Raw genomic sequence first — 23860 nt, 5'->3', positions numbered from 1 at the left:
GCGGCATACCCCGAACAGAAAAAAGCAGACTCTGGGCACCAGCACGGCTGCCCCACTGAGCAGGTCTTCAGCGGGTATTCCACTTGTGGAAATCGGCTGTCAGCTTGGAGAGGTCGCCGGCCGTTTCGGCCAGATGGTTCGAGCTCTGCTCGATGGCACGCGTGGTATGCAGATTCTGCTCGGCGATGGCGTTGAGCTGCTCCAGCGAGGCCGCCACCTCGTGCACCGACTGCGAGTTCTCCTCCATGCCCATGGCGAGATCGTTGGCTTGACGCCGCGCCTGCTCGGCCACCTGCATCAGGCTCTCGAGGTTGGCCGAAGATTGGCGGATATGCCCGCTGACCTCTTCCACCTCTTCGACAGTCGCATCCATGCTGGAGACGGCCTGGCGCGTGATCTCACCGATTTGCTGGACCACTTCGGTAATCGAACCGGTTGCCGAACTGGTCCGTTCCGCAAGTTTGCGCACTTCATCCGCCACCACAGAAAAGCCGCGTCCCGCTTCGCCGGCGCGCGCCGCCTCGATAGCTGCGTTGAGTGCCAGCAGGTTGGTCTGCTCGGCGATCTCGTGGATCATGTCGGTCATGGTGCGGATACGCTGCATCGAGTGATCCATTTCGGAGATCGCTGCGCGTGAGGTTCCAACCACCGACACCGTGCGCTCGGCAGCCCGCGTTGCCGCCTGCATCGTGTCCTTGCCGGCTTCGGCAACCGATTTCGTCGATTCGGCGCCGTTCAGATTCTGCTCCGCCAGTTCCGCCGCATCTTTGATCGCCGCGCTCATGGTTTCCATATTGCGACTGATCTGCATCAGGCCTTCGCCCTGCTGCACCGAGCGCGCCGCCAGCGAATGCATCTCGTCGCGCAACTGGTCAGCCTGGCCGGAGGTCCGCGAACCCGCACCGATCACATCCGCCACCACGGCGCGATAATGGATGCGCAACGACTCCAGACCGCCGATCACCTCGCCCAGCAGCCCGCCATCACGGACCTGGAGGTTGCGGCCGAGCCGCCCCTCCGCGAGTTCACCGAATCCCTGCCGCAACAGGCCCAACACCTTGTTGACTCGCCACCATCCCCAAGCCCCGCCACTCACCGCCAGCACAGCGCCGGCCGTGGCAAGCGCTGCCCCGCCCGCTCCTGGCGGCACTAGACTGCCGGCCAACAACAACACGACCCCGCTCCCCGCCAGCAAAGGGGCCCAGCGCAGCACGTCGATGCAACGCCGCAAGGCCTTGAGGGTGGACGGCACCACCGCCTGCTTGTTGCGGACAGCCTGGTACAACGCCGTGGCCGCCGCAATTTCCTCGCGCCGAGGCGCCGATCGCACCGACATGTAACCGGTAATCTTGCCATGCTCGGTAATCGGCGTGACATACGCCTCCACCCAGTAAAAATCTCCATTCTTGCAGCGATTCTTGACCAAACCCCGCCACGGCCGCCCCGTCTTGATAGTCTCCCACAGGTCGGCAAAGGCCTCGGGCGGCATATCCGGATGGCGCACGATGTTGTGATTGCGGCCGACCAATTCCGCTTCGCTGAAGCCACTGATATCGACAAAGGCACGGTTCACATAGGTGATGCTGCCCTTGGCATCAGTCTTGCTGACGATAGGGTTGAATGGGTCGACCAGATGTTCCTGATCGGTAACCGGCAGGTTGATTTTCACGAAACGATCTCAGAAATAACGATATTTTATAATTATTATTTATAATAAATAATTGCCGGGAACAAAGCAAAGCAATCGTCGCTCACTTTGCCTTGAGCGACATCAAGCCGATCAAAACCGGCGCGAGACGACCGGGTGGTCCATGGTGGGGATCGGCGGAAGAATGGGGCAGGCGGTTGACCGGGAAACCACCCATGGTGGTCGCTAGCGCTAACCGGGTTCAGGTCACGTCGTTGAATCTGGCCAAGGAGAGGCAAAAAGCGTGGAAAGCGGGGTTCTGCGGGCAAATCGCGTATCCCGGCCACCACGGCAGGGCTCGCATCCCCGCTCTATTCTACTTATCGCACCAGCCCTCCCCGGCCGGGGGACGCAACCACTCGACAATGGTCTGCCACGCGGCACGATCCCTGGCCACCTTGCTGGCAGGCAGATCGAACAAGGTCAGGCCTTGCGCCGCGGCCTGCACATACAACTGGGTATCCCGCAGCCAGCTCAGCACTGCCACGTCGTGTTGCAGCAGAAAAGACTCCAGTTCACGCGCCGAGCGGGTGCGCGGGTCGACACGCATGCCGACCACGGCCATGAATACCTTGTTTTTCCTGATCGCCTTTTCTTCCAACAGCCGATGGAAGAATTCCTCACTCGCCCACATGTCGAACGGGGAAGGCTGAATCGGGATCAGGATACGGTCGACTCGGGAGATCAGGCTGTTGAGTCGCTTGCCATGCAGCCCGGCAGGACTATCCAGCACCACGACGCTGGTGCCCTTCGGCGGCTTTGCCGGCTCGCCGGGCTCGACCTGCCAGCCGTGAATGCTCGGCAGTGCCGGCGGGCGTTGTGCCAGCCAGCGAAGGGAAGACTGCTGCCGATCGACATCGCCGAGCATGACCTTGTCACCGCTGTTGGCAAAATATCCGGCCAGATTTGTCGCCAGGGTCGATTTGCCACTCCCACCCTTGGGGTTGGCAACCAGCACCGAAAGCACCATGCTCGTCTCCATTGCATCACGGCGCGATGACTCTACCAAAGCCATCGACCTTGCCTGTTTTAGGAAATTCTGTTCAGCTTGCCGCTGGATACAGGGAAACAACCATGATACGCAGCTTTGACGCCGTCTTGTTCGATATGGACGGCTTGATGATAGATACCGAATCGGTGAGTGCTTCGAGCTGGCGCCTGGCGGGCGAATCGCTCGACATCCAGATCCCCGAGGAACTGATTCACAGCATGGTCGGCCTGTCGGTCAGCCGGAGCCTGGAACGGGTCATCGAGCACTACGGCGACCGCACCCTCGGCCAAGCCTTGAGCGAAGCCTGCCGTCATCACTACCGGCGCCAGCTCGCCGAGGATGATATTCCCCTCAAGAGTGGTATCGAGGCGGTGCTGGATTGGCTGAGCGAACAGGACATTCCGCGCGCCGTGGCGACGTCGACACAGCGGCTGATGTGCGACCTCAAACTGCAACGCACCGGTTTGGCGCGTTATTTCGACATCAGCGTTGCCGGTGACGAGGTCCCGCATACCAAACCGGCCCCCGATGTTTACCTGGCCGCCGCCGCCAGGCTCGACATCGCACCTGAGCGCTGCATTGTGCTTGAGGACTCTCCGTACGGGCTCCTGGCGGGACACACCGCAGGCATGCGTGTCATCCTGGTGCCAGACCTGATCAAGCCGAGCCCGGAAGACAACGCCAAGGCCCTCGCCACGTGCGACACCCTGCACGACGCCCTGAACCTCCTCAAGTCACTGTGACATCGACAGGTTGGCCGAACACCTCGGCTAACCTATCCCCGGGCCTTTCCGTCAGTTGGCGCCTTGGCCTGGTCTTCAAGAACCGTCAACGCCCCGTACAGATAATCGGTCAGCTGGGCCAGCAACTGCCCGCCCTGCTCCGCCGGCGCTTCCAGAGTCAGCTGCACCCGATCGCCGTAAGCGGCCTCCAGTACGACCACCCCATGATCCGAACAAAAGCGCCGCAATCGCGACTCCTCGGCAAAGCCGGTACTGACCCTGTAGCGAGCCAGCTTGACGGTCGGCAGTAGCTGGGCCTGCTGCAACGCGGTACTCACTGCCTGGGCATAGGCTCGCACCAAGCCGCCTGCTCCCAGTTTGATCCCCCCGAAATAGCGCACCACTACCGCCAGCACGTTGCCCACGTCCTTGTGCGTCAGCACCGCATACATCGGCTTGGCCGCCGTGCCGGAAGGCTCACCATCGTCGTCGAGTCCCGAATCCCCTTCCGTCAGCAGGACCGAGCAGTAATGCCGGGCATCCTTCCAGCGCTGACGCACCTCGGCCAAGCGGTCCATGGCCTCGGCCCGGCTGGTCACCGGATAGAGTACGGCGATAAAGCGGCTTTTCTTGATCTCGATCTCGGCCGTTACCGGTGCCGCCAGTTGCAACATTGCTGCCTTCCCTCAAACTGAAGCCATGAATAAATCACACTGTGCCTACCTGGATCGATTCGCGGGCGCGCGGCAGCACACCCTGCTACCCGAGTTTTGTTAGCACACGCAAAGCCCCCATCTTACCCGAAGCCCCACCTAGACTGAGATGAAGCAAAGCAATTGCCGATGAGCCCGGCCAGGCCAACACGTCTCTCATGCTTGTCACCAACCCAGCCGGGACGGACAATAACCCATTCATCATGGCCGGAAAGGTAACAATGCCGATCACCCCTACCCTATGGTTCGCCTGCGCCGTGGTTGCCCTAATCGCCGAGTTCGTCACCGGCACCTTCTACCTTTTGGTGGTAGCGCTAGCCCTGGCCGGGGGTGGGCTGGCGGCACTAAGCGGCTTTGGAACCGCCGCCGAGCTGACCGCTGCCAGCCTGACCGGCGTGATCGGACTGTGGCTCGTCACCCGCTGGAAACAGCGCCACGCCAACCCGCGCCAGCCTCGCCGCGAACCTGACTTCGGCCAACCCGTACGCATCGTCAGCATTGGCGGCAATGGTCAAGCCCGCGTTCATTACCGTGGCACCGAATGGGATGCCGAACTGCTCGACCCCACCCTCTCTCGCGGCCAGACCGGTTACATCACCGGCAGCGATGGCGGCCGGCTCAAGATTTCCTCAACACCACCAGGACAACACTAATGGAACTGGCGCTCATCCTCTTTCTGGCCGTAGTGATCTTCGTCCTCAAGTCGATCAAAGTCGTACCGCAACAGCATGCCTACGTGATCGAGCGGCTCGGACGCTACCACGGCACGCTGCAGCCCGGACTCAGCATCGTCGTACCTTTCGTCGATCGCGTCGCCTACAAGCACATCCTCAAGGAGATTCCGCTCGACGTTCCCAGCCAGATTTGTATCACGCGCGACAACACCCAGCTCAAGGTCGACGGTATCCTGTACTTCCAGGTCACCGACCCGCAGCGCGCCTCCTATGGCTCCAGCGACTACATACTGGCCATCACCCAACTGGCCCAGACCACGCTGCGTTCGGTTATCGGCAAGATGGAACTCGACAAGACTTTCGAGGAGCGTGACGAGATCAATCGCGCGGTCGTGGCGGCACTTGACGAAGCCGCCTTCTCCTGGGGGGTCAAGGTGCTGCGCTATGAGATCAAGGACCTGGTGCCTCCGCAGGACATCCTGCACGCCATGCAGGCACAGATCACGGCCGAGAGGGAAAAGCGCGCCCTGATCGCCTCGTCGGAAGGCCGCAAGATGGAACAGATCAACATCGCCTCCGGCACGCGCGAAGCGGCCATCCAGCAGTCGCAGGGCGAAATGCAGGCCACCATCAACCAGTCGGAAGGGGCAAAGCAGGCTGCCATCAACAAGGCCCTTGGCGAAGCGGAAGCCCTGCGCCTGGTTGCCACCGCCACGGCCGAAGCCATCCAGCGCGTGGCCGGGGCGATCAAGACCGAGGGCGGCATCGAAGCGGTAAATCTCAGGGTGGCCGAACAATATGTCGACGCGTTCGGCAAGCTCGCCAAAGAGAACAATACCCTGATCCTGCCCGGCAACGTCGCCGATATCGGCGGCCTGGTTGCCAGCGCCATGAGCATCGTCAAGCAGGTTCAACGTTAAGACAGCCTACGGCCGCAGCTTGTATTGCGGCCGGCCTGCCCCCATAATCGTTTGCATGAAATTCCTGTCCGACCTCTTTCCCGTCCTGCTGTTCTTCGGTGCCTACTGGTTCAGCAGAGACATGTTTATCGCCACCGCTGTCGCCATTGCCGCCACCACATTGCAAGTGGCCAGTGCTTGGCTGCGCCACCGCAAGGTCGAAACCATGCAATGGGTCAGCCTCGGGCTGATCGTGGTGCTGGGCGGTGCCACCTTGCTGCTGCATGACAAGCATTTCATCATGTGGAAGCCGACCGTACTGTACTGGATCATGGGCGCTGGGCTGCTGATCGGGGAACTTGCCGGCAAGAACGGCATCAGAGCCTTGGTTGGACAGCAAATGGAACTCCCCGCTGCCGTATGGCGCAAGCTCAATTACGCATGGGTGGCGTTCTTTGCCCTGATGGGTGCGCTTAACCTGTTCGTTGCCTACCGCTTCAGTGAAGACATCTGGGTCAATTTCAAGCTGTTTGGTGGACTGGGCCTGATGTTCGCCTTCGTCATCGCCCAAAGCCTGTTTCTCTCCAAGTATCTAGAGGAAAAAAAGTAATGCTGTACGCCATTATCGGCCAGGACCAGCCAGGCTCTCTGGAAAACCGTCTGGCCGCCCGCCCGGCTCACCTGGCGCGCTTGCAGGCTTTGCAAGAGCAGGGCCGCTTGCTCGTCGCCGGGCCGTTTCCGGTCATTGACTCGCCTGATCCGGGTCCAGCCGGATTCAGCGGCAGCCTGATCGTGGCCGAATTCGCTTCACTCGACGAGGCGCGCGACTGGGCCGATGCCGACCCCTACGTCGCTGCCGGCGTTTACGTGCAGGTCGAGATCAAACCGTTCCGCAAGGTTTTCCCGGCATGAGCGACATCCTGCAACGGATGCAAGAACGCCTGTCGTCCAGCCTGCAACCCGAACACCTCGACATCGAGGACGATAGCGCCGCCCATGCCGGCCACGCCGGCGCCCGATCGGGTGGTGGACACTATAACCTGACCATTGTCAGCCCCTGCTTCGCGGGTCTGAGTCGTGTCAAGCGCCACCAAATGGTATACGAGGCGCTGGGCGATCTCATGAAAACCGGCATCCATGCCCTGGCCATCAAGGCTTTCGCCCCGAACGAAATCTGATATCACCAATAAGGATTCCCTCATGCGACATTCCCGTCTCGCCGCTCTGCTGTTCGTTGCCGCCATCGGCATCCCCGGCCTCGCTGCTGCGCAAGCCGTTGCCACCGTCAACGGTGTCGCCATCGACAAAAAAGACGTCGACGAAGCCGTCACCATGCTGAGTAAGAATAGCAATGGCAAAGTCCAGGACAGCCCGGCACTGCGCGAGCAGATCAAGGAAAACCTGATCAACAAGCAGCTGATCCTGCAGGAAGCCACGCGCCGTGGCCTGGAAAAACAGCCGGATTTCGTCGAGCGCCTGCAGAACGTTCGAGAAGAGATGCTGCGCGATGCGCTGTTTGCCGAGATCGTGAAACAGAGCCCGGTTACCGACGCCAAGATCAAGGCCCGCTATGACCAGCTCGCCTCCCAGCAGGCCGGCAGCAAGGAAGTGCACGCCCGCCAGATCATGGTGGCCAGCGAGGCGGAAGCCTCTAAGGTGATCGCCGACCTGAAGAAGGGCAAGAAATTCGAAGACCTGGCCAAGACGCTTTCCAAAGACCCGGCCGCCAAACAATCTGGCGGCGATATGGGCTGGGGCAACCTGAGCCAGATGGAACCCAAGCTGGCTGAAGCGCTGAAAGGTCTGGGCAAGGGCCAGAGCAGCAGCCAGCCGTTCAAATCCGGGCTGGGCTGGCACGTATTCAAGATTGAAGACATCCGCGACGCCAAGTTGCCGCCGCTGAACGAAGTGAAAGCCCAGATCGCTCGCCAGATTCAGCAAGAAGACGTAGCCAAGGCCGTCGGTGAACTTCGCTCCAAGGCCAAAATCCAGTAAATCAAGAACGACAAAGGATACTATCTAACATGCGCAAAACTCTGCTGCTTAGCACCCTGACCGCCGCCGTGCTGTCGACCGCCGTCTTGGCGGCGCCTCCGGTCGTCAACGGGACCGCCATTTCCCAGTCCCGTATCGACGCTGTCGTCCGCATGATGGAAGCCCAAGGCCAGCAGTCGTCGCCGGACCTGCAGGCCGCGGCGCGTGACCAACTGATCACCGCCGAAATCCTGCGTCAGGCAGCGGTGAAGAAAGGTCTCGACAAGTCGCCCGAATACCGCGCCGAGCTGGAGAACATGCAGACCATGGCACTGGCCAGCCGTCTGATCAAGGACTTCCAGCGCAGCAACCCGGTGAGCGATGCACAGCTGCGCGCCGAATACGACAAGATCAAGTCGCAGTTCCCGGAGAAGAAGAGCTACCATGCTCGCCACATCCTGGTTCCGACCGAAGCGGAAGCCAAGGCCGTGATCGACGCGCTGCGCAAAGGCAAGGCGTTCGACCAGCTGGCCAAGGAAAAGTCGATCGATCCGGGCAGCAAGAACAACGGCGGTGATCTCGGCTGGAGCGAAGCCAGCAACTTTGTAGCTCCGTTCTCCGAAGCCATGACCAAGCTGGCCAAGGGCCAGGTCACCTCGGAACCGGTCAAGACCGAATTCGGCTGGCACGTGATCAAGCTTGACGACGTGCGCACCGAAGCGGCTCCGCCGGTGGAACAGATCCGCCCGCAGCTAGAACAGCGCATCATGTCCGGCCGCATCGAGAAGTTCATCAGTGATCTGAAGGCCAAGGCCAGTATCCAGTAATCGGAATGCTAGTCATCAAAAAACGGGGCGGATAACCGCCCCGTTTTTCATTGCCGCACCCGCACTCACTCGTCGTCGCACCACTTCGGGGTTCGCTTGCCCATGAAGGCGGCTACCCCCTCCAGCTGCTCTTCCCCCCCGACCAGCCGCAGCATGGCTTGCTTCTCCAAAGCCAGATGTTCCTCCATGTCATGGTATGCACTGCCCACGATCAGCTTGCGTACCTCCTGGATGGCTCGCGGAGCCTGGCGCGCGACTTTATTCGCCAGACTGACGGCAACAATCTTGGACAGGCCGGGGTCAACCACCTCTTCTACCAGGCCAATGGACAAGGCCTTGGCCGCCGTGAGAATCTCACCGCCAAGAATGATCCGCTTCGCCCAGGACACACCGACCTTGTCAGTCAACGCCTTGGTGCCACCAGCGCAAGGCAGCAGCCCTACCTTGGTCTCCGGGAGACCAAGCTGCGCGCCGACTTCTGCCACCATGTAATCGCAAGCCAAGGCGCACTCCAGCCCTCCCCCCAAGGCATAGCCATTGATCGCGGCCACAGTTACTCCATGGAAACCGCGGATCGCACCGAATGCCAGCGCAAAGGCATCGATGACCTCGGCAGCCAACTGCCGGTCTCCGCCGGCAAACTGATTAAGGTCGGCACCGGCCGAGAAGAAGGCATCGCCTTCTCCAGTTAGCACCACGGAACGGATCAAATCGTCTTGTTCGATTTCCTCCATCACCGCCCCCAATTCACGCAGACTCGCCAACGTCCACAGGTTGGCCGGAGGGTTGTTGATGGTCAGAATGGCCGATTGCCCGAGTTTCTCGACAGTCACACTATTCGCCATGATGCTCCTCACTACGCTCTCGTTTGTTATGGTTGTGAACGTTCATGGCGGCAGGCACCTCACAGCAGCCTCTCAGGGCAGCGCAGGGTGCGCCCAGCCATTGTTGACACAGATATTTACCAGTACAACAACTGTTTCTTACTTATTGATTTTTAGCTCTTTGCTTGGTGAATGCCAAAATAAAATCGGTGCCTTTTCAATTATTCCAAAGGCAAGAAAAGCGACATGCAGGTAGAGCCACTGCCTCTTTGGTAAAATCAGGCTTTCCGTGACGGTGCCGTCGATGATTGAAACCAGTTTTCTTGTTTTGTTCCTGGCCGGGCTCCTCGGCGGTGGGCACTGTATCGGCATGTGTGGCGGCATAGTCACGGCGCTGTCCCTGAATCTGCCAGAGCAACGACGCGGTTTCATCCTGCTCTCCTACAATATCGGGCGCATGGCCAGCTACGTACTGATTGGCGCCTTACTCGGCGGTCTGGCGCAGGCAGGGCTCTCCTTGCTGCAAGTACGCCCGCTGCAGATTGGCCTCTACCTGCTGGCCAACGTGATGATCATCGGCATGGGGTTATACCTGGCAGGGTTATCGCCCGCCATCACCCGCATCGAAACAATCGGGAAGCCCGTGTGGCGGCGCTTGCAGCCGCTGTTGGCTCCCCTGCTGCCGATACGCCATCCAGGTCAGGCGCTGCTGGCAGGCGCGCTGTGGGGATGGTTGCCGTGCGGATTGGTCTATAGTGCCAGCCTCACCGCCCTGGCCTCGGGGTCGGCCGCTCGTGGCGCGCTGGTCATGCTGGCGTTTGCTCTGGGAACGCTGCCCAATCTGCTCGCCATGGGTTTGTTCGCCAACACCTTGAAACGCTGGCTGCAAAAACGGCCAGTGCGGCTGATTGCCGGACTGGCCGTGGTGGGAATGGGTGTGTATCAATTACTCAGCCATCTGCTGCCGCAACACCCCCACTTTTGATCAACGGAACGATTTGAGAATGGTATCCACGTTGTAACGGAACAGCGCCAGGTAGCTATTGGCCGGGCCGTTGGGCGCCGACAGGGCATCGGCGTACAGTGCCGCGCCAGCCTTCACATTGGCCTCCCTTGCCAGTTGCTCGAGCAGGCGCTTGTCGCTCATGTTCTCAAAGAAGATGGCCTTGACCTTTTCCTTTTTTACCTGTCGTACCAGCATCGCCACAGCCTTGGCTGACGCCTCGGTATCGGTGCTCACCCCCTGCGGTGACAGCAGCTGGATGCCATAGCGCTTACCCAGGTAAGCAAAAGCGTCGTGCGAGGTCAGTACCTTGCGCTGCACGGCCGGCACGGCGGCAAAGGCCTTGGCCGCCCATTGATCCATCTCGCTCACCCTGCGCCCGTAGTCGGCCGCACGCTGCCGGTAGACGGCTTGTCCCTCTGGATCCGCCTTGCTCAACCCTTCCGCAATGTTCTTGATGTAAGTCCGCACCCGCTCGGGGTCTTGCCAGGCGTGCGGGTCGACACCACCACGCTGGTGGCCGTGCTCTTCCACCCCATGCTCCTCCACCATCAACGGCTGGATACCCTTGCTGGCTTCGATCAGCGTTCCCTTGAACCCAGCGGAACGGGTAAGACGCCCCATCCACCCCTCGAAGCCCAGGCCGTTGACGACGAACACCTTGGCCGCGGCTAGGCGTTTCACGTCCGCCGGCGCCGGCTGGAACACGTGGGCATCCTGGTTAGGCCCGACCAGCGACACCACTTCGACGCGGTCGCCACCGATTTCACGGGTCATGTCCGCCACGATACTGAAACTGGCTACAACCGGCAGCTTGGCCCATGCCCACAAAGGCAGGCTCAAGAGGGCAACACCCAACAAGGTTTTCTTCATTTCTTTACCTTACGACTCGAAATGGCGGGCACGGATATAGCGGGGCAAGGCCCCACCCAGCGGCGCCACGAACAGGGACAGCAGATAGAACAGCCCGGCCAGCAGGATGATCGCCGGCCCGGATGGAAGTTCAAAATGATAGGACAGCAGCAGCCCGCCGATGCCGCAGACAAACGCCAACCCGACCGAGAAGGCCAGCATGCGGCCGATGCTCGGCACCCACAGCCGGGCCGTGATGGCAGGCAGCATCATCAAACCCACCGCCATCAGCGTGCCCAGCGCCTGGAAGCCGGCCACCAGATTCAGCACGACCAGCATCAGGAATGCCAGATGCCAGATACCGCCTTTGCCGCCGACCGCGCGCAGGAACACGGGGTCGAGGCTCTCCAGCACCAGCGGGCGATAGATGATCGCCAGCACCACCAGGCTGAACGACGCCACGCCGGACACCAGCAGCAAGGCGGCATCGTCCACCGCCAGCACCGAGCCGAACAGGATGTGGATCAGGTCGACGTTGCTGCCGTTGCGCGACACCAGCAACACCCCTACGGCCAGCGACAGCAGGTAGAAGGCAGCGAAGCTGGCGTCTTCCTTGACGGTGGTGAAACGGGTGGCGAGGCCGGCCAGCAACGCCACCAGCACCCCGGCGACAAAGCCACCCAGGCTCATCGCCGGCAAGCTCAATCCGGCCACCATGAAACCGACCGCCGCCCCGGGTAGCACGGCATGGCTCATCGCATCGCCCATCAGACTCATGCGGCGCATCACCAAGAACAGGCCGACCGGGCCGCTACCCAGCGCCAGCGCCAGGCAGCCCGCCAAGGCACGGCGCATGAAGGCGAATTCGACGAAGGGCGAGATGAGCAGGTCGTACAAGTGCGTCATTACACCGCCTCCTCGTCCACACGGCAAACCGGAGCACGTTCGTGCCAGTGCGCTGCCGTTTCCGCCGCCCGACGCAGGTTGAGGTCGGTCAGCACCAGTTCGGTCTTGCCCCAGGCCACGACTTCGCGCGCCAGCAGCAACGTGTACGGGAAGTAGGCCCGTACCTGTTCATAATCGTGCAGCACCGCGATCACCGTGCGTCCTTCATCGCGCCAGCGGCGCACCAGCTCGAGCAGATCATAAGTAGTCTTGGCATCGACGGCGTTGAACGGCTCGTCCAGCAGGATCAGCGGCGCATCCTGCAGCAGGATGCGGGCAAACAAGACGCGCTGGAACTGCCCTGTCGACAAGGCCGAGATCGGACGCTCGGCGAAGTCGACCAGCCCCACTGCCTGGAGCGCCTCCTGGATCTTTGCCCGCTGCTTTCGGCCAACCTTGCCGAACACCCCGGTCTGGTGCCACAGCCCCGTGGCCACCAGGTCGTGGACCGAAACCGGCAGGGTACGGTCTATCTCCGACTGTTGCGGCAGATAGGCAATGTCCTTGCGCTGAAACGGCCCCAGGTTGACATGACCGGAGTCCGGCTTCAGTGCCCCGATCATGGTCTTGAGCAGCGTGCTCTTGCCGGCGCCGTTGGGCCCGAAGATGGCGGTCGCCTCGGCTTCGGCAAACGATCCGCTGACGTGATGCACCGCCGGGTGACGCAGGTAGGAGACCGTCAGGTTCTCGACGCGAACACTCATTCTCCGCCCCCCATTGCCCAGCCGACGATACTCCACAACAGGGCCAGCAGGACCAGCACGCCGCCCAGCCGCTCGGCCACCGACATTCCCATCAGGCTGACGCCAAGCTGCGGAGTGGGTTCCTGATGATGGTGATGATGATCATTGTTCATGATGATGCCATTCACTGTTGTTCGATACAGGCGCGCAAGGCGGCCTCGATCTCTTCCGCATCCAACTCGGGGGCGATCAATTCGAAGCGGCTGTCACGACGCCAGGCAACCTGGCTCGCCCCCCACTGCCCTTCCGCCCAGTTGAGCCAGACCCACGAACCCAGCACCCGGAATACCCCCTTGGCACGCACCAGCCCCGGCACGCGTTGCGGCAGGGTGTCGAAGAAATCCGTCAACGCCTCGCCGTTGAAATCCGTATCCGGGGAGAAGAGCCAGCCCTGCGAGCGCCAGTCCATGGCGGTCTGGGACGGCACTGCCGGGCGATAACGCGATTTGGGCACCACCGCGAGGTCGAGCCAGGCCGGATCCAGCGCCCCCTGCCGTACCTCAGACACCAGCGATTTTGGCGGAAACAGACTGGCCGCTTGGCGCCGGAAGGCGTCCAGCATGTCGACGTCGGCCAGGTCGACCTTGTTGGCGATTAACACGTCGGCCAGCGATACCTGGTCGCGATAAAGCGGCTGGCGGAAGTAATCGGGATTGGTGAACTGGCGTGGGTCGACCACGGTCAGTACCGCCCCCAGCGTCAGCGCATCGCCCAGCGGCGGTTCGCGCAATTCGTCGATCACGCCCGCAGCATGGGCCAGCCCGCTGGCTTCGATCAGAAGCCGGTCAGGCCGCTCGCGGCGCAGCAGGTTGGCCACGGTGACCGTCATTTGCGGGCCGGCCACGCAGCACATGCAGCCACCGGCGATTTCAGCCACCGGCAGTTCGTCGCTGCTCAGAGCCGCGCCGTCGATACCGACCTCGCCAAATTCATTGACGATAACAGCCCAGCGCTCATGTGCCGGCCGGTTGGCGATCAGATGGCGCAAAGCCGTGGTTTTGCCCACCCCGAGAAACCCCGTGAACAGATTGACAATCGTTTTTTTCATGCGTGACATGCCTTGCATAACCCGGTGAGCAGCAAGTTCTGCTCACGACTTTCAAAACCCACCGCCTCGGTCACTTCCTTCAGCGCCCCCAAAAACTGGCTGGCATCGATTTCCTCGACCCGCCCGCATTGCTCGCACACCAGGATCAAACCATGGTGATTGCATTCGAAATGACTGCATACGACGAAGCCGTTCAAGGCATCCACCTTATGCAATAACCCCTGCTCGACCAGAAAGTCGAGTGCCCGGTAGACGGTTGGCGGCGCGGCCACACCGCGCTCGCGCTGCAGATCGGCCAACACCTGGTAAGCCTTGACCACGCCATCATATTCGAGCACCAGCTCGAGGATATGCCGGCGCAAGGCAGTGAGCTTGCAGCCTCGGTGCAGGCAATGCTGCTCGGCAGCGGCCAAATAGCTTTGCTTGTTCATCACGGGAAAGGTCAACGATTTTGGAGTGAAGTCATTATGTTATTATATAACACTTCCCTTCACAACTATTAACACTCTTGGCATGTATGATGGATTTCTCATGGTGTTAGACTGGCTTCACGCCAATCAACGACCGGAGAAGAACATATGAAGCGGATGCTATCGTGTCTGGCTGGCTGCCTCTTGGTAACCAGCGCGCTTGCCGCAGGCCTGATCACCCCCCGTTCCGACGCTTTCGCGCAGTGCCAGCAAGCGGCGCAGCGGACCGCGCAACCAGCGCCGGGCAAAAACAATCTGACGCGCGACGAACAGGCCAAACTGGCCGCTCATCTGGACATGCTCGCCGAGCAAACCCTGCAACTCGACACCCCTAGCCAGGCTGGTAAAGCCAGTCATTACACGGCACGTCGCTCGAAGCAGGCCGGCGAGCTGAGTTGAGGCCAACCGTCCGTCACCGCTCCCTCGCGTTTTACCCGAGCGCTTCAGCTTAACTTAAGCTGAAGCGCTCACTCTTATCGGCTTGTTCAACCCGAGTTCGACGCCAATGACACTCCCGAAAAACCTTGCCCCCGCCCTCGCCCTGTTAGTTCTGTCGCTCCCGGTCTTGGCCTCGTCCGGGGAAGAGCGCCAGCAGTCCTTCAAGAAAATCCTGCGAACGTTCGAGCCGATGGGGCTGGTGGCACGCGATCGCGCACCGTACCGCAAGGATGAATTCATCAAGCAGGCGGATACACTGAAGCAGATCGCCGCGACCCCCTTCACCTTGTTCACGCCGAACAGCATCGACGCGAAAAGCCGAGCCAAGCCCGAAATCTGGAGCCAGCCGGAAAAATTCAAGGCCGCACAGCAGAAGTTCCTGACGGCGGTGAACGACCTCGATGCCGCGGCCAAAACGGGCGACATCGCCAACATCAAGCGCAGTTATGGCGTGGTGGCACAAAGCTGCAAATCCTGTCACGACAGTTTCCGCGGCCCGGAAAAGTGAGCTGCACGACAGTCATAAAAAAAGCTGGCATAGGCCAGCTTTTTTTATGACTGTGTATCTGGAGGCTAATGCAATAGCGCGTAGAACACCCCCGCCGAACCGCCCAGCGCGAGCAGTGCCAAGCCCGCCGGAGCAAAATGCAGCGAGCGGACCTGCCCATCGATCGCCTTGTAACCGGTAATCATCGGCAGCACCAGGTTTTTGCGCTTGACCACGCGATACACCAGAATGGCCAGCAGGTGCAGCGACACCAACACCAGCAACGCATCGAACGAGGCCTTGTGCCAGGCCGTGATGCGCTCGGCCACTTCGCCGGCGACACGGGCCGCCAGCGGGCCATCGTACAGATAGCTGTCGACGTCGGCGGCAAACAGCCCGGAGAGCACCTGCAGCGACAAGGTGCAAAGCAGGGCCAGCACCATCCAGCCCCCCAGTGGGTTATGCCCCGGCTGCTCCGCCTCGCTCAATTCGCCGCGCAGGTAGCGGACCACCGTGCGCGGCCCAGCCACGAAACGGCCAAAGCGCGCCGTCTCGCTGCCGAACACGCCCCAGACCAGGCGAAACAGCAAGAGCGTGGCCAGCGTAAAACCCGCCAACTGATGGTAATGCAGCCAGTCACCGCCCTGTTTGCCGGTAAACCACATGGCGCCAAACAGCCCGGCCATACCCCAGTGAAACAGGCGAAGCGGCAGATCCCACACCAGCACCCGCTGCGTCACGCCATTACACCCCGGCGCCATGCGCCTGCTGGTCGGCGTGGTAGCTGGAACGCACCATGGCGCCAACCGCCGCATGCTTGAAGCCGGCTTCGTAAGCCTTGTCCTCGAATTGCTTGAACACGGTCGGATGGACGTAGCGAAGCACCGGCAGGTGGCCGTCGGTCGGCTGCAGATACTGGCCGATGGTGATCATGTCGATGTCGTGGGCGCGCATGTCGGCCATCACTTCGTACACTTCCTCGTCGGTCTCACCGAGGCCGACCATGATGCCGGACTTGGTCGATACATTCGGGTTGCGTGCCTTGAATTCCTTGAGCAGGGTGAGCGAGTGCTGGTAATCGGCACCCGGACGGGCCTGCTTGTAGAGACGCGGCGCGGTCTCCAGGTTGTGGTTCATCACGTCCGGAGGCGTTTGCGTCAGGATGTCCAGCGCAATGTCGAGACGACCGCGGAAGTCCGGCACCAGCACTTCAATCTGGGTGCTCGGCGACAGCTTGCGGATTTCGCTGATGCAGTCGGCAAAGTGCTGGGCGCCGCCGTCACGCAGGTCGTCGCGGTCGACCGAGGTGATCACCACGTACTTGAGCCGGAGCGCGGCCACGGTTTCGGCCAGGTGCTTGGGCTCGTTCGGATCGAGCGGGTTGGGACGACCATGGCCGACGTCGCAGAATGGGCAGCGCCGGGTGCAGATGTCGCCCATGATCATGAAGGTGGCGGTGCCGTTGCTGAAACACTCACCGATGTTCGGGCAAGTGGCTTCTTCACAGACGGTATGCAGTTTCTGCTCGCGCAGAATCTGCTTGATCTCGTTGAAACGCTGGCCGTTGGGCAGCTTGGCGCGAATCCACTCGGGCTTCTTCAGTTTTTCGTCGAGCGGCACGATCTTGATCGGGATGCGTGCGGTCTTTTCGGCGCCCTTGTGCTTCACGCCAGTCTGGTTGTCCAGTTTCATGCGGTCTCCTTCTTCACCGTCAGGTGTCGCTCCAAGTGCGGCAGCAGGCGTTCAGCCGTTTCAGCCACCGTCAGCGAAGCGCCTTGGTCTTTGATCTGCGTGACCTTGAGGCCGGCGTAGCCGCAAGGGTTGATCCAGCTGAACGGTGTCAGGTCCATGTCCACGTTCAGGCTCAGACCGTGATACACCGCGCCGTTCTTGATGCGCAGTCCCAGCGAGGCGATCTTCTCGCCCCGCACGTATACCCCCGGCGCATTGACGTCGCCGTTGGCTTCGATACCCAGTTCGGCCAAGAGATCGATGACCGATTGTTCGATGCGCCGCACCAGTTCGCGCACGCCGATGCCCATGCGCTTGAAGTCGATCAGCAAATACACCACCAGCTGACCGGGGCCGTGGTAGGTCACCTGGCCGCCACGGTCGCACTTCACGACCTCGATCTGGCTCGGCATGATCAGGTGCTCGGGCTTGCCGGCCAGACCCAGCGTGTACACCGGCGGATGCTCGAGGCACCACAGCTCGTCCGGCGTATCGGCGGTGCGATTATCGGTAAAGGCCTGCATGGCCCGCCAGGTGGGAGAGTAGTCGACCAGCCCGAGATGCTTGACGATACGACCCATGGTTACAGCGCCACCTTGACCATGGCATGTGCGGTCAGCGCCATGTAAATGCTGTCCAGCTGCTCGCGCGACACGGCCATGACGTTGACCGTCAGCGAGATGTACTTGCCGCTGGAGCTGTCGCGCGCCACGATGTCCACCATCTCGAGATCCGGCGCGTGCACGCGCACCACCTCATAGATGGTGGTCTGGAAATCGGGGTGCTGCTCGCCCATCACCTTGATCGGGAAGCGACAGGGGAAATCCAGCAAATCCTTGAGATCGTTACTCATCACTCTTTAATCCTGAAAAAACATGAAGGTTGGCCGAAGACGACAGCCCCGGCCAACCTCCCGCACTTACCAGCCCAGCATCAGCTTGATGCTGTCCCACAAGCGGCTGAAGAAATTACCCTGTTCGATCGCCTTCAGCGCCACCACAGGGCGCTCCAGCACCTTCTTGCCATCCAGGCTGACGACCAGCTTGCCCACGACCTGGCCAGCCTTGATCGGCGCGATGACCGGCTGACTGGTGGTCAGGTCGGCTTTGAGCTGGGCAGACTGCCCCTTCAGCACCGTGGTGTAGACATCGCTAGCGAAACCGATCGGCAGTTTCTTGGCATCGCCCTTGTACACCGGAATTTCCGAAACCGGCTTGCTCGCCGCATAGAGTTTGGGCGTATCGAAGAATTGCAAGCCATAGTTCAGCAGCTTGGAACTTTCCACAGCGCGGGCTTCCGGACTGGCGGTACCCACCACCACGGAAATCACCCGACGACCATCACGACGGCTGGACGCCACCATGTTGTAGCCGGCATCGTCAGTGAAGCCGGTCTTCATACCGTCAACGTTGGGGTCGCGGTACAGCAGCAGGTTGCGGTTGGGCTGGGAGATGCCGTTATAGGTAAACGACTTGAGCGAGTAGGTCTTGTAGAACTCAGGGTACTCACGAATGATCGCGCTGGCCAGGATGCCGAGATCGTGTACCGTGGTGTAGTGTTCCGGGTTTGGCAGACCGGTGGCGTTGCGGAACTGGGTGTTGTTCATCCCCAGCCGGCGCGCTTCGGCCGTCATCATCTGGCCGAAAGCCTCTTCACTGCCGGCGATGGCTTCTGCCAGGGTCACGCAGGCGTCGTTACCCGACTGCACGTCCATGCCCTTGATCAGGTCGTCGACACTGACCGGAATCTTGGGATCGAGGAACATGCGCGAACCGCCCGTGGTCCAGCCCTTATGGGACACGGTCAGTTTCTGATCGAGGGTCAGGCGCTTTTCCTTGATGGCCTTGTAGGTCAGGTAACCGGTCATCAGTTTGGTCAGCGAAGCCGGGGCGATCCGCTTATCCGGATCGCTCGAGGCAACGACCTGGCCACTATAAAAATCGACCAGGTAATAAGCCTTGCCGGCGATTTCCGGAACGGGAGGAACGAACGGGGCATTGGCGAAGGAAACGGACGGCAGAGCAACAGCGGCTGCCACAAGCAGGCTAGTCAGTTTTTTCATTAGCGTGGAACGGCACTTCACGATGATGGGTGTGAACGATATGGCCAGCAATTATACCCCTGCTTCGGACCGATGCGGCCAAAAACACACCCGAATCCGCCCTCTTCCGCCAAAAATTACCCTGGCGATCCATCGTGGCGTCCGATGCAGGAGCTGCCGGCTTCCCGAGAGCTTGGAGTTCCTGATACTCTGACAGTTCACAAAGAAAACATCAGGACAATCGGCATCACCATGCACCACCCTCAAGATTATCTGGAACGTATTCTGACCTCGCGCGTTTATGACGTGGCAATCGAGACGCCGCTGGAACCGGCCCCCAACTTGTCCCGCCGTTTCAACAACACCATTTTGCTGAAGCGAGAAGACCTGCAGCCGGTCTTTTCCTTCAAGCTGCGCGGCGCCTACAACAAGATGGCCAAGCTCACCGCCGAGCAGCTGGAAAAAGGCGTGATTACCGCCTCCGCCGGCAACCATGCCCAGGGCGTGGCGCTGTCCGCCCAGAAAATCGGCTGTGAAGCCATCATCGTGATGCCGGTGACCACCCCTCAGGTAAAGATCGACGGCGTCACCCGTCGCGGCGGCAAGGTCGTGCTGTCCGGCGAGTCGTTCAGCGATGCCTACCAGCACGCCATGAAGCTGGTGGCGGAAACCGGCAAGACCTACATCCCGCCGTTTGACGACCCTGACGTCATCGCCGGCCAGGGCACTATCGGGATGGAAATCCTGCGCCAGCATCCTGGACCGATCGACGCCGTGTTCGTCGCCATCGGCGGCGGCGGCTTGGCGGCGGGGGTGGCTTCCTACATCAAGCGCCTGAAGCCGGAAATCAAGGTCATCGGCGTGCAGCCGGTCGATTCCGATGCCATGAAGCAGTCCATCGACAAGGGCGAGCGCGTCGAGCTGAAGGACGTGGGCTTGTTCGCCGATGGCGTGGCGGTGAAACTGGTGGGCGAAGAGACCTTCCGTATCTGCCGGGAGTTGCTTGATGAGATCATCCTGGTCGACACCGACGCCATCTGCGCCGCCATCAAGGACATTTTTGAAGACACTCGCTCGATCACCGAGCCGGCCGGCGCACTGGCGGTGGCCGCGGTCAAGGCCTATGTCGAACGGGAAGGCTGCCAGGGCAAGACCTTCGTCGCCATCAACTGTGGCGCCAACATGAACTTCGACCGCCTGCGCCACGTGTCGGAGCGCTCTGAGCTGGGCGAGCGGCGCGAGGCGGTGATCGCGGTCACCATTCCGGAAAAACCGGGCAGCTTCAAGAAGTTCTGCAGCGTGGTCGGCAACCGCAACATCACCGAATTCAACTACCGCTACGCCGACGACAAGACCGCCCACGTCTTCGTCGGGGTGCAGATCAGCAGCAAGGACGACGTCACCCGCATCATCGACGACCTCAAGAGCAACGAGCTGGACGGCCTCGACCTGACCGACAACGAGCTGGCCAAGCTGCACATTCGCCACCTGGTCGGCGGCCACGCCCCGGCACTGCGCGACGAACGCATCCTGCGCTTCGAGTTCCCGGAACGTCCGGGCGCACTGATGCGCTTCCTCGACGCCATGCGTACCGACTGGAACATCAGCCTGTTCCACTACCGCAACCACGGCGCCGACTACGGCCGGGTGCTGGTCGGCATCCAGGTGCCCGGCTGCGACAACGAGGCTTTCCAGACCTTCCTCGACAGCCTGGGCTACCCTTACGTCGAAGAGACCGACAACCCGGCGTACAAGCTATTCCTGGGCAAGACCGCCCTGTAACCCCTGCGGCCAACCTAGCGCCCGTGCAAAAGGTTGGCCGAAGCCTGACCCGCATCACACACCATGATCAAAGCCGTACTGTTCGACCTTGACGGAACCCTGGCCGATACCGCACGCGACCTCGGCGCCGCGCTGAACCGGCTGCTGGCGGAAGAAGGCCTGCCAGCGCAGCCTTTTGACGCCATCCGCCCCATCGCCTCGCACGGCGCCCGCGGCCTGATCCGCCTGGGGTTCGGCATCGACCTGGGCCATCCCGACTTCAATACGCTGCGCACTCGCTTCCTCGATCATTACGAGGCCAGTTTCGCCGACCAGACCTGCCTGTTCGACGGCATCAACGAGCTGATCCTGCAACTTGCCGCACGCGATCTGCGCTGGGGCATCGTCACCAATAAGCCGATGCGCTTCACCGACCGCCTGGTACCCGCCCTCCCTTTCGCCACGCCCCCGGCGGTGGTCGTCAGCGGCGACACCGTCGGCGTCGCCAAGCCCGACCCCAAACCGATGCTGCATGCAGCCGAACTGATCGGCGCCGACCCAAGCTGCTGCATCTACGTCGGTGACGCCGAGCGCGACATCCAGGCCGGCCACGCCGTAGGCATGAAAACGGTGCTGGCCAATTGGGGTTACATCTCGGATCTCGACACCCCGCACGACTGGGGTGCCGACCTCGCCATCGACCATCCGCTCCAGTTGTTGAATTATCTTTAATCGACCGCGGAACTAGCAGACCCCCCCCTTTGTCTGTACAATCACAACACTTTATCTGGGGGCGACCTGGTTTCGACGGGGGTTGCGAAGCAGATGAGGGCATACCGGGATTTCAGTCACCCCGTAAAACACTGAATTTATTTAGTCGCAAACGACGAAACTTACGCTCTAGCCGCTTAATCGCGCTAGACACTGCAACGATTCGCTGATGGGTCGGGTGGGTCAAACCGCTGCAGTGTCACTCTACATCAGCTAGCGCTGTACCGGGTCACTTGATCCAGCGCGAAACAATAGGTGACTCGCTCCAGTCCAGCCTGCCCGTCGGCGTGACCCGGAGTTAAATCCAAATGACACGGCTAAGTATGTAGAACTCACTGTAGAGGATTTCCGGACGCGGGTTCGATTCCCGCCGCCTCCACCACCGGATACCGAAGCCATTGAAAATCAGTAAGTTACTGGTTCTCAATGGCTTTTTTCTTTGCCTGTTACCTGTGGGTGCTACACACATGACCGACAAAGCTATTGTAACGTTGCGCGAGTTTTGGCACTCTTTTGCGCGGTTTTGTCACAGCGTCGTCTCACCGGTTTGTGCCAATTAGCGCGCTAAATGACACTCCCGACACACGTTCTGCGAGGTCACTCACCGGCCGCGTGAGCCTCCTTACCAAATGGCACCATCCTCCGAGCCTACAGCCCCAGGATGGGAACCGTCGTTGTGATTACCCCCATGCTGACCGCCGGCTGTAATCGAGAGGCACGCCCACCACACCACAACCACCCCATGACCACCATCCAACCAACCTCTCCGCAAACGTAGAATGTTCGAAATGTTACACACAAAAACTCAATTACGAACATATTTGTCGCAATTCTTATGGTGCACCGCACAATTGGCACCTATAATTTGCTTAGTAATTTAGAAACCACAGCAAGTCCAATCTCGAATATGAAATACATCATCTCTAGCCTTCTGTCCCTTTTCCAAAGTAACGATGTTCAACCACAGCCTGGTTTGCGTGTGAATTATGCGCCGTATGGCCATGTTGAGAAGTGTGATGGCACGGTCGTCGCATGTGACCATGCCCGCGGCGTGCTGGTTGCCTGGCCGCGCGGCGGTGCCGACTGGCTGCCGAAGCACCTCCTGTCGGTCATCCACTAAGACATTTTCGTATGTGAACAAACGGCCCACTACACAGTGGGCCGTTGTTGTTTCTGGAAGAGACGGCATAAATCAGTCATCCAGCGTGGACGAGGTTCCGGCCGCTGCCATCACGACCACCATAAGCTCGGTTGCGCAGGTCCCACCTTGGACTCTGGTCCACTCCTTGCTGTCGCCGTGATGGCGGCGCTGGCAATACCCGTGACCGTGGTGTTGTAGTGGGTGACGTTATTGCTCACTGGATAAAAGGTGGCCAACCGCGACGGATTGGCAAGCAGTCCCCGCCGGACAGCGAGACTGCACCTGACAGTTCGGACGTGACCCGGAGGTCGTTCTGAAATGGCCCATGGCCATGACATCATCGTGTAGCAGCCTCCTGCCCGAGTTGACGGGGAAGATGGGCCAGGTTCTGCCATTTGCCTGCTTGAGAGCAGGATTTTTTTAGCTATCGTGAGGTTATACAGCAGAGCTCAGGCAGTCATGACCGGCCTGAACAAGTCCAGGCGGTGCCGCTCTTGCCCACCGCATGTAATAAGGAATTCGACGTGAAGACCCCACCGTCATTTCTCGTTATCCTGACCTTGATCTCGCTTGTCGCCTGTGGCGACTCTCCACCCGATGCGTCCTCACAATTCCAAGAGCAGAAAGTTGCCGAACTGGCCCGGCAGAAGGCTGAACAAGACAAAAAGAGAGAGCAAAAGCAGGCCGCCTACTTGCAGGTTGTACGAGACTCGCTAAAAGACCCCGACTCAGCCCAGTTCAGGGATTTGCAATGGTCCATTGACCATGAGCAGTATGGAGATTCGCTATGCGGCTGGGTCAATGCCAAAAATAGCTTGGGCTGGTACGTGGGCTTCCATCCCTTCGCCGTGACCGCCAAACCCTTGAAAGGCTCGCCGGAAGGACGGCTGATCCTGCCTACCGAAGCGGATGACTCACAAACCCAGAGAATCAATCTGGTGATGCTGGAACAGGCCGGATGCGGCTTATCGCTCAACGTTTAACCGTGCTGCCATCCGCCCGGCCCCGCCCGCCCAGTTCATCCCGGCTCATCCCATCGCTATGGCCCTGTGCCAGTACGCCTGCCACATCACGTATGCCGGCCGACACCGCCCTTGTCCGGGCGGTGGCCGCCGAGC

The 23860-nt window shown here is 60.6% G+C and carries 30 protein-coding genes and 1 other RNA gene; 16 read left to right on the top strand and 15 right to left on the bottom strand.

Annotated elements, in window-relative coordinates; translation table 11 throughout:
* Positions 1–67 precede the first annotated feature (67 nt).
* Both FURADRAFT_RS09475 and FURADRAFT_RS09470 read right to left on the bottom strand, forming a co-directional pair.
* The gene (locus tag FURADRAFT_RS09475; RefSeq protein ID WP_008953918.1) at positions 68–1669 is read right to left on the bottom strand and encodes a methyl-accepting chemotaxis protein; all 1602 of its coding nucleotides are present in this window, start codon (positions 1667–1669) and stop codon (positions 68–70) included.
* Between the two features lie 334 nt (positions 1670–2003).
* Positions 2004–2657 carry a ParA family protein gene (locus FURADRAFT_RS09470; RefSeq protein ID WP_008953917.1) on the bottom strand — a complete coding sequence of 218 codons (654 nt, stop codon included), beginning with the start codon at positions 2655–2657 and terminating at the stop codon, positions 2004–2006.
* A 104-nt stretch (positions 2658–2761) separates the two neighbouring features.
* Here FURADRAFT_RS09470 and FURADRAFT_RS09465 point away from each other — a divergent pair, with 104 nt between their 5' ends.
* Positions 2762–3421, top strand: coding sequence for an HAD family hydrolase (locus tag FURADRAFT_RS09465; RefSeq protein WP_008953916.1), 660 nt, complete (start codon positions 2762–2764; stop codon positions 3419–3421).
* 32 nt (positions 3422–3453) lie between these two features.
* Here FURADRAFT_RS09465 and FURADRAFT_RS09460 read toward each other — a convergent pair whose 3' ends face one another.
* Positions 3454–4074: an IMPACT family protein gene (locus tag FURADRAFT_RS09460; RefSeq protein WP_008953915.1), complete on the bottom strand. Its 621-nt coding sequence runs from the start codon at positions 4072–4074 to the stop codon at positions 3454–3456.
* A gap of 260 nt (positions 4075–4334) precedes the next feature.
* On the opposite strand from FURADRAFT_RS09460, the gene FURADRAFT_RS09455 reads away from it, so the two are divergent.
* From FURADRAFT_RS09455 to FURADRAFT_RS09425, 7 genes are read left to right on the top strand one after another with little or no spacing between them, the layout of a single operon-like run.
* Positions 4335–4766 carry an NfeD family protein gene (locus tag FURADRAFT_RS09455; RefSeq protein ID WP_008953914.1) on the top strand — a complete coding sequence of 144 codons (432 nt, stop codon included), beginning with the start codon at positions 4335–4337 and terminating at the stop codon, positions 4764–4766.
* Positions 4766–5707 carry an SPFH domain-containing protein gene (locus FURADRAFT_RS09450; protein ID WP_008953913.1) on the top strand — a complete coding sequence of 314 codons (942 nt, stop codon included), beginning with the start codon at positions 4766–4768 and terminating at the stop codon, positions 5705–5707. The genes FURADRAFT_RS09455 and FURADRAFT_RS09450 overlap by 1 nt, the downstream gene beginning before the upstream one ends.
* A 55-nt stretch (positions 5708–5762) precedes the next feature.
* Positions 5763–6296 (top strand): septation protein A, encoded by a 534-nt coding sequence (locus tag FURADRAFT_RS09445; RefSeq protein WP_008953912.1) that lies wholly within the window; start codon positions 5763–5765, stop codon positions 6294–6296.
* Entirely contained in the window at positions 6296–6598 is a 303-nt protein-coding gene (locus FURADRAFT_RS09440; RefSeq protein ID WP_008953911.1) for a YciI family protein, read from the top strand. Before FURADRAFT_RS09445 ends, FURADRAFT_RS09440 begins: the two co-directional genes overlap by 1 nt.
* The gene (locus tag FURADRAFT_RS09435) at positions 6595–6864 is read left to right on the top strand and encodes a BolA family protein (RefSeq protein ID WP_008953910.1); all 270 of its coding nucleotides are present in this window, start codon (positions 6595–6597) and stop codon (positions 6862–6864) included. The genes FURADRAFT_RS09440 and FURADRAFT_RS09435 overlap by 4 nt, the downstream gene beginning before the upstream one ends.
* A gap of 22 nt (positions 6865–6886) precedes the next feature.
* Entirely contained in the window at positions 6887–7681 is a 795-nt protein-coding gene (locus FURADRAFT_RS09430) for a peptidylprolyl isomerase (protein WP_008953909.1), read from the top strand.
* A 29-nt stretch (positions 7682–7710) separates the two neighbouring features.
* The gene (locus FURADRAFT_RS09425) at positions 7711–8487 is read left to right on the top strand and encodes a peptidylprolyl isomerase (protein WP_008953908.1); all 777 of its coding nucleotides are present in this window, start codon (positions 7711–7713) and stop codon (positions 8485–8487) included.
* Positions 8488–8552: 65 nt separating this feature from the next.
* On the opposite strand, the gene FURADRAFT_RS09420 is transcribed toward FURADRAFT_RS09425, so the two are convergent.
* On the bottom strand, positions 8553–9332 hold the full coding sequence (locus tag FURADRAFT_RS09420) for an enoyl-CoA hydratase (RefSeq protein WP_008953907.1): 780 nt from the start codon (positions 9330–9332) through the stop codon (positions 8553–8555).
* 283 nt (positions 9333–9615) lie between these two features.
* Here FURADRAFT_RS09420 and FURADRAFT_RS09415 point away from each other — a divergent pair, with 283 nt between their 5' ends.
* Positions 9616–10296 carry a sulfite exporter TauE/SafE family protein gene (locus FURADRAFT_RS09415; protein WP_008953906.1) on the top strand — a complete coding sequence of 227 codons (681 nt, stop codon included), beginning with the start codon at positions 9616–9618 and terminating at the stop codon, positions 10294–10296.
* Here the strand turns inward: FURADRAFT_RS09415 and FURADRAFT_RS09410 are convergent, their stop codons facing one another.
* From FURADRAFT_RS09410 to FURADRAFT_RS09390, 6 genes are read right to left on the bottom strand one after another with little or no spacing between them, the layout of a single operon-like run.
* Positions 10297–11187: a metal ABC transporter substrate-binding protein gene (locus FURADRAFT_RS09410; RefSeq protein WP_008953905.1), complete on the bottom strand. Its 891-nt coding sequence runs from the start codon at positions 11185–11187 to the stop codon at positions 10297–10299.
* A 9-nt stretch (positions 11188–11196) separates the two neighbouring features.
* Positions 11197–12072 (bottom strand): metal ABC transporter permease, encoded by an 876-nt coding sequence (locus FURADRAFT_RS09405; RefSeq protein ID WP_008953904.1) that lies wholly within the window; start codon positions 12070–12072, stop codon positions 11197–11199.
* A complete protein-coding gene (locus tag FURADRAFT_RS09400; RefSeq protein ID WP_008953903.1) occupies positions 12072–12815 on the bottom strand; it encodes a metal ABC transporter ATP-binding protein in 744 nt (247 codons plus the stop codon). Before FURADRAFT_RS09400 ends, FURADRAFT_RS09405 begins: the two co-directional genes overlap by 1 nt.
* Complete coding sequence (locus FURADRAFT_RS20705; RefSeq protein ID WP_158453617.1) at positions 12812–12967, bottom strand: hypothetical protein; 156 nt, start codon at positions 12965–12967, stop codon at positions 12812–12814. The genes FURADRAFT_RS09400 and FURADRAFT_RS20705 overlap by 4 nt, the downstream gene beginning before the upstream one ends.
* 11 nt (positions 12968–12978) lie before the next feature.
* Positions 12979–13911, bottom strand: a complete 933-nt coding sequence (locus tag FURADRAFT_RS09395) for a CobW family GTP-binding protein (RefSeq protein ID WP_040652747.1) — start codon at positions 13909–13911, stop codon at positions 12979–12981.
* The gene (locus FURADRAFT_RS09390) at positions 13899–14333 is read right to left on the bottom strand and encodes a Fur family transcriptional regulator (RefSeq protein WP_008953900.1); all 435 of its coding nucleotides are present in this window, start codon (positions 14331–14333) and stop codon (positions 13899–13901) included. The genes FURADRAFT_RS09395 and FURADRAFT_RS09390 overlap by 13 nt, the downstream gene beginning before the upstream one ends.
* A gap of 147 nt (positions 14334–14480) precedes the next feature.
* Here FURADRAFT_RS09390 and FURADRAFT_RS09385 point away from each other — a divergent pair, with 147 nt between their 5' ends.
* Together FURADRAFT_RS09385 and FURADRAFT_RS09380 are read left to right on the top strand one after the other, a co-directional pair.
* Complete coding sequence (locus FURADRAFT_RS09385; protein ID WP_008953899.1) at positions 14481–14771, top strand: hypothetical protein; 291 nt, start codon at positions 14481–14483, stop codon at positions 14769–14771.
* An 82-nt stretch (positions 14772–14853) separates the two neighbouring features.
* Positions 14854–15318: a c-type cytochrome gene (locus FURADRAFT_RS09380; protein WP_232503548.1), complete on the top strand. Its 465-nt coding sequence runs from the start codon at positions 14854–14856 to the stop codon at positions 15316–15318.
* Positions 15319–15383: 65 nt separating this feature from the next.
* Here the strand turns inward: FURADRAFT_RS09380 and FURADRAFT_RS09375 are convergent, their stop codons facing one another.
* The 5 genes from FURADRAFT_RS09375 to FURADRAFT_RS09355 form a co-directional block, all read right to left on the bottom strand.
* Positions 15384–16058: a cytochrome b/b6 domain-containing protein gene (locus FURADRAFT_RS09375; RefSeq protein WP_008953897.1), complete on the bottom strand. Its 675-nt coding sequence runs from the start codon at positions 16056–16058 to the stop codon at positions 15384–15386.
* Complete coding sequence (gene lipA / locus FURADRAFT_RS09370; RefSeq protein WP_008953896.1) at positions 16042–16989, bottom strand: lipoyl synthase; 948 nt, start codon at positions 16987–16989, stop codon at positions 16042–16044. Before lipA ends, FURADRAFT_RS09375 begins: the two co-directional genes overlap by 17 nt.
* Entirely contained in the window at positions 16986–17609 is a 624-nt protein-coding gene (lipB, locus tag FURADRAFT_RS09365) for a lipoyl(octanoyl) transferase LipB (protein ID WP_008953895.1), read from the bottom strand. The genes lipA and lipB overlap by 4 nt, the downstream gene beginning before the upstream one ends.
* A 2-nt stretch (positions 17610–17611) precedes the next feature.
* Entirely contained in the window at positions 17612–17881 is a 270-nt protein-coding gene (locus tag FURADRAFT_RS09360) for an HP0495 family protein (protein ID WP_008953894.1), read from the bottom strand.
* Positions 17882–17947: 66 nt separating this feature from the next.
* Positions 17948–19090: a D-alanyl-D-alanine carboxypeptidase family protein gene (locus FURADRAFT_RS09355; protein WP_008953893.1), complete on the bottom strand. Its 1143-nt coding sequence runs from the start codon at positions 19088–19090 to the stop codon at positions 17948–17950.
* A gap of 231 nt (positions 19091–19321) precedes the next feature.
* On the opposite strand from FURADRAFT_RS09355, the gene ilvA reads away from it, so the two are divergent.
* From ilvA to FURADRAFT_RS09340, 5 genes are all read left to right on the top strand, one after another.
* A complete protein-coding gene (gene ilvA / locus FURADRAFT_RS09350; protein WP_008953892.1) occupies positions 19322–20851 on the top strand; it encodes a threonine ammonia-lyase, biosynthetic in 1530 nt (509 codons plus the stop codon).
* Positions 20852–20914: 63 nt separating this feature from the next.
* Entirely contained in the window at positions 20915–21562 is a 648-nt protein-coding gene (locus FURADRAFT_RS09345) for an HAD family hydrolase (protein WP_008953891.1), read from the top strand.
* A gap of 57 nt (positions 21563–21619) precedes the next feature.
* Positions 21620–21983: a transfer-messenger RNA gene (gene ssrA / locus FURADRAFT_RS20155) on the top strand.
* A 525-nt stretch (positions 21984–22508) separates the two neighbouring features.
* Positions 22509–22721, top strand: a complete 213-nt coding sequence (locus FURADRAFT_RS20540; protein ID WP_150105045.1) for a hypothetical protein — start codon at positions 22509–22511, stop codon at positions 22719–22721.
* A 545-nt stretch (positions 22722–23266) separates the two neighbouring features.
* On the top strand, positions 23267–23725 hold the full coding sequence (locus FURADRAFT_RS09340; protein WP_008953890.1) for a hypothetical protein: 459 nt from the start codon (positions 23267–23269) through the stop codon (positions 23723–23725).
* Positions 23726–23860: the final 135 nt, after the last annotated feature.

It is taken from the genome of Pseudogulbenkiania ferrooxidans 2002 (genome assembly GCF_000174355.1).
Lineage (GTDB): Bacteria > Pseudomonadota > Gammaproteobacteria > Burkholderiales > Chromobacteriaceae > Pseudogulbenkiania > Pseudogulbenkiania ferrooxidans.
This window is presented reverse-complemented; position numbering and strand designations above follow the sequence as displayed.

Coding starts and splice junctions, on each gene's coding strand:
- FURADRAFT_RS09400 (WP_008953903.1), bottom strand. CDS start 12,815: ATGAGTGTTCGCGTCGAGAACCTGACGGTCTCCTACCTGCGTCACCCG.
- ilvA (WP_008953892.1), top strand. CDS start 19,322: ATGCACCACCCTCAAGATTATCTGGAACGTATTCTGACCTCGCGCGTT.
- FURADRAFT_RS20705 (WP_158453617.1), bottom strand. CDS start 12,967: ATGAACAATGATCATCATCACCATCATCAGGAACCCACTCCGCAGCTT.
- FURADRAFT_RS09420 (WP_008953907.1), bottom strand. CDS start 9,332: ATGGCGAATAGTGTGACTGTCGAGAAACTCGGGCAATCGGCCATTCTG.
- FURADRAFT_RS09410 (WP_008953905.1), bottom strand. CDS start 11,187: ATGAAGAAAACCTTGTTGGGTGTTGCCCTCTTGAGCCTGCCTTTGTGG.
- FURADRAFT_RS09455 (WP_008953914.1), top strand. CDS start 4,335: ATGCCGATCACCCCTACCCTATGGTTCGCCTGCGCCGTGGTTGCCCTA.
- FURADRAFT_RS09440 (WP_008953911.1), top strand. CDS start 6,296: ATGCTGTACGCCATTATCGGCCAGGACCAGCCAGGCTCTCTGGAAAAC.
- FURADRAFT_RS09425 (WP_008953908.1), top strand. CDS start 7,711: ATGCGCAAAACTCTGCTGCTTAGCACCCTGACCGCCGCCGTGCTGTCG.
- FURADRAFT_RS09385 (WP_008953899.1), top strand. CDS start 14,481: ATGAAGCGGATGCTATCGTGTCTGGCTGGCTGCCTCTTGGTAACCAGC.
- FURADRAFT_RS09445 (WP_008953912.1), top strand. CDS start 5,763: ATGAAATTCCTGTCCGACCTCTTTCCCGTCCTGCTGTTCTTCGGTGCC.
- FURADRAFT_RS09450 (WP_008953913.1), top strand. CDS start 4,766: ATGGAACTGGCGCTCATCCTCTTTCTGGCCGTAGTGATCTTCGTCCTC.
- FURADRAFT_RS09460 (WP_008953915.1), bottom strand. CDS start 4,074: ATGTTGCAACTGGCGGCACCGGTAACGGCCGAGATCGAGATCAAGAAA.
- FURADRAFT_RS20540 (WP_150105045.1), top strand. CDS start 22,509: ATGAAATACATCATCTCTAGCCTTCTGTCCCTTTTCCAAAGTAACGAT.
- FURADRAFT_RS09465 (WP_008953916.1), top strand. CDS start 2,762: ATGATACGCAGCTTTGACGCCGTCTTGTTCGATATGGACGGCTTGATG.
- FURADRAFT_RS09470 (WP_008953917.1), bottom strand. CDS start 2,657: ATGGTGCTTTCGGTGCTGGTTGCCAACCCCAAGGGTGGGAGTGGCAAA.
- lipA (WP_008953896.1), bottom strand. CDS start 16,989: ATGAAACTGGACAACCAGACTGGCGTGAAGCACAAGGGCGCCGAAAAG.
- lipB (WP_008953895.1), bottom strand. CDS start 17,609: ATGGGTCGTATCGTCAAGCATCTCGGGCTGGTCGACTACTCTCCCACC.
- FURADRAFT_RS09375 (WP_008953897.1), bottom strand. CDS start 16,058: ATGGCGCCGGGGTGTAATGGCGTGACGCAGCGGGTGCTGGTGTGGGAT.
- FURADRAFT_RS09355 (WP_008953893.1), bottom strand. CDS start 19,090: ATGAAAAAACTGACTAGCCTGCTTGTGGCAGCCGCTGTTGCTCTGCCG.
- FURADRAFT_RS09390 (WP_008953900.1), bottom strand. CDS start 14,333: ATGAACAAGCAAAGCTATTTGGCCGCTGCCGAGCAGCATTGCCTGCAC.
- FURADRAFT_RS09430 (WP_008953909.1), top strand. CDS start 6,887: ATGCGACATTCCCGTCTCGCCGCTCTGCTGTTCGTTGCCGCCATCGGC.
- FURADRAFT_RS09435 (WP_008953910.1), top strand. CDS start 6,595: ATGAGCGACATCCTGCAACGGATGCAAGAACGCCTGTCGTCCAGCCTG.
- FURADRAFT_RS09360 (WP_008953894.1), bottom strand. CDS start 17,881: ATGAGTAACGATCTCAAGGATTTGCTGGATTTCCCCTGTCGCTTCCCG.
- FURADRAFT_RS09395 (WP_040652747.1), bottom strand. CDS start 13,911: ATGTCACGCATGAAAAAAACGATTGTCAATCTGTTCACGGGGTTTCTC.
- FURADRAFT_RS09415 (WP_008953906.1), top strand. CDS start 9,616: ATGATTGAAACCAGTTTTCTTGTTTTGTTCCTGGCCGGGCTCCTCGGC.
- FURADRAFT_RS09345 (WP_008953891.1), top strand. CDS start 20,915: ATGATCAAAGCCGTACTGTTCGACCTTGACGGAACCCTGGCCGATACC.
- FURADRAFT_RS09405 (WP_008953904.1), bottom strand. CDS start 12,072: ATGACGCACTTGTACGACCTGCTCATCTCGCCCTTCGTCGAATTCGCC.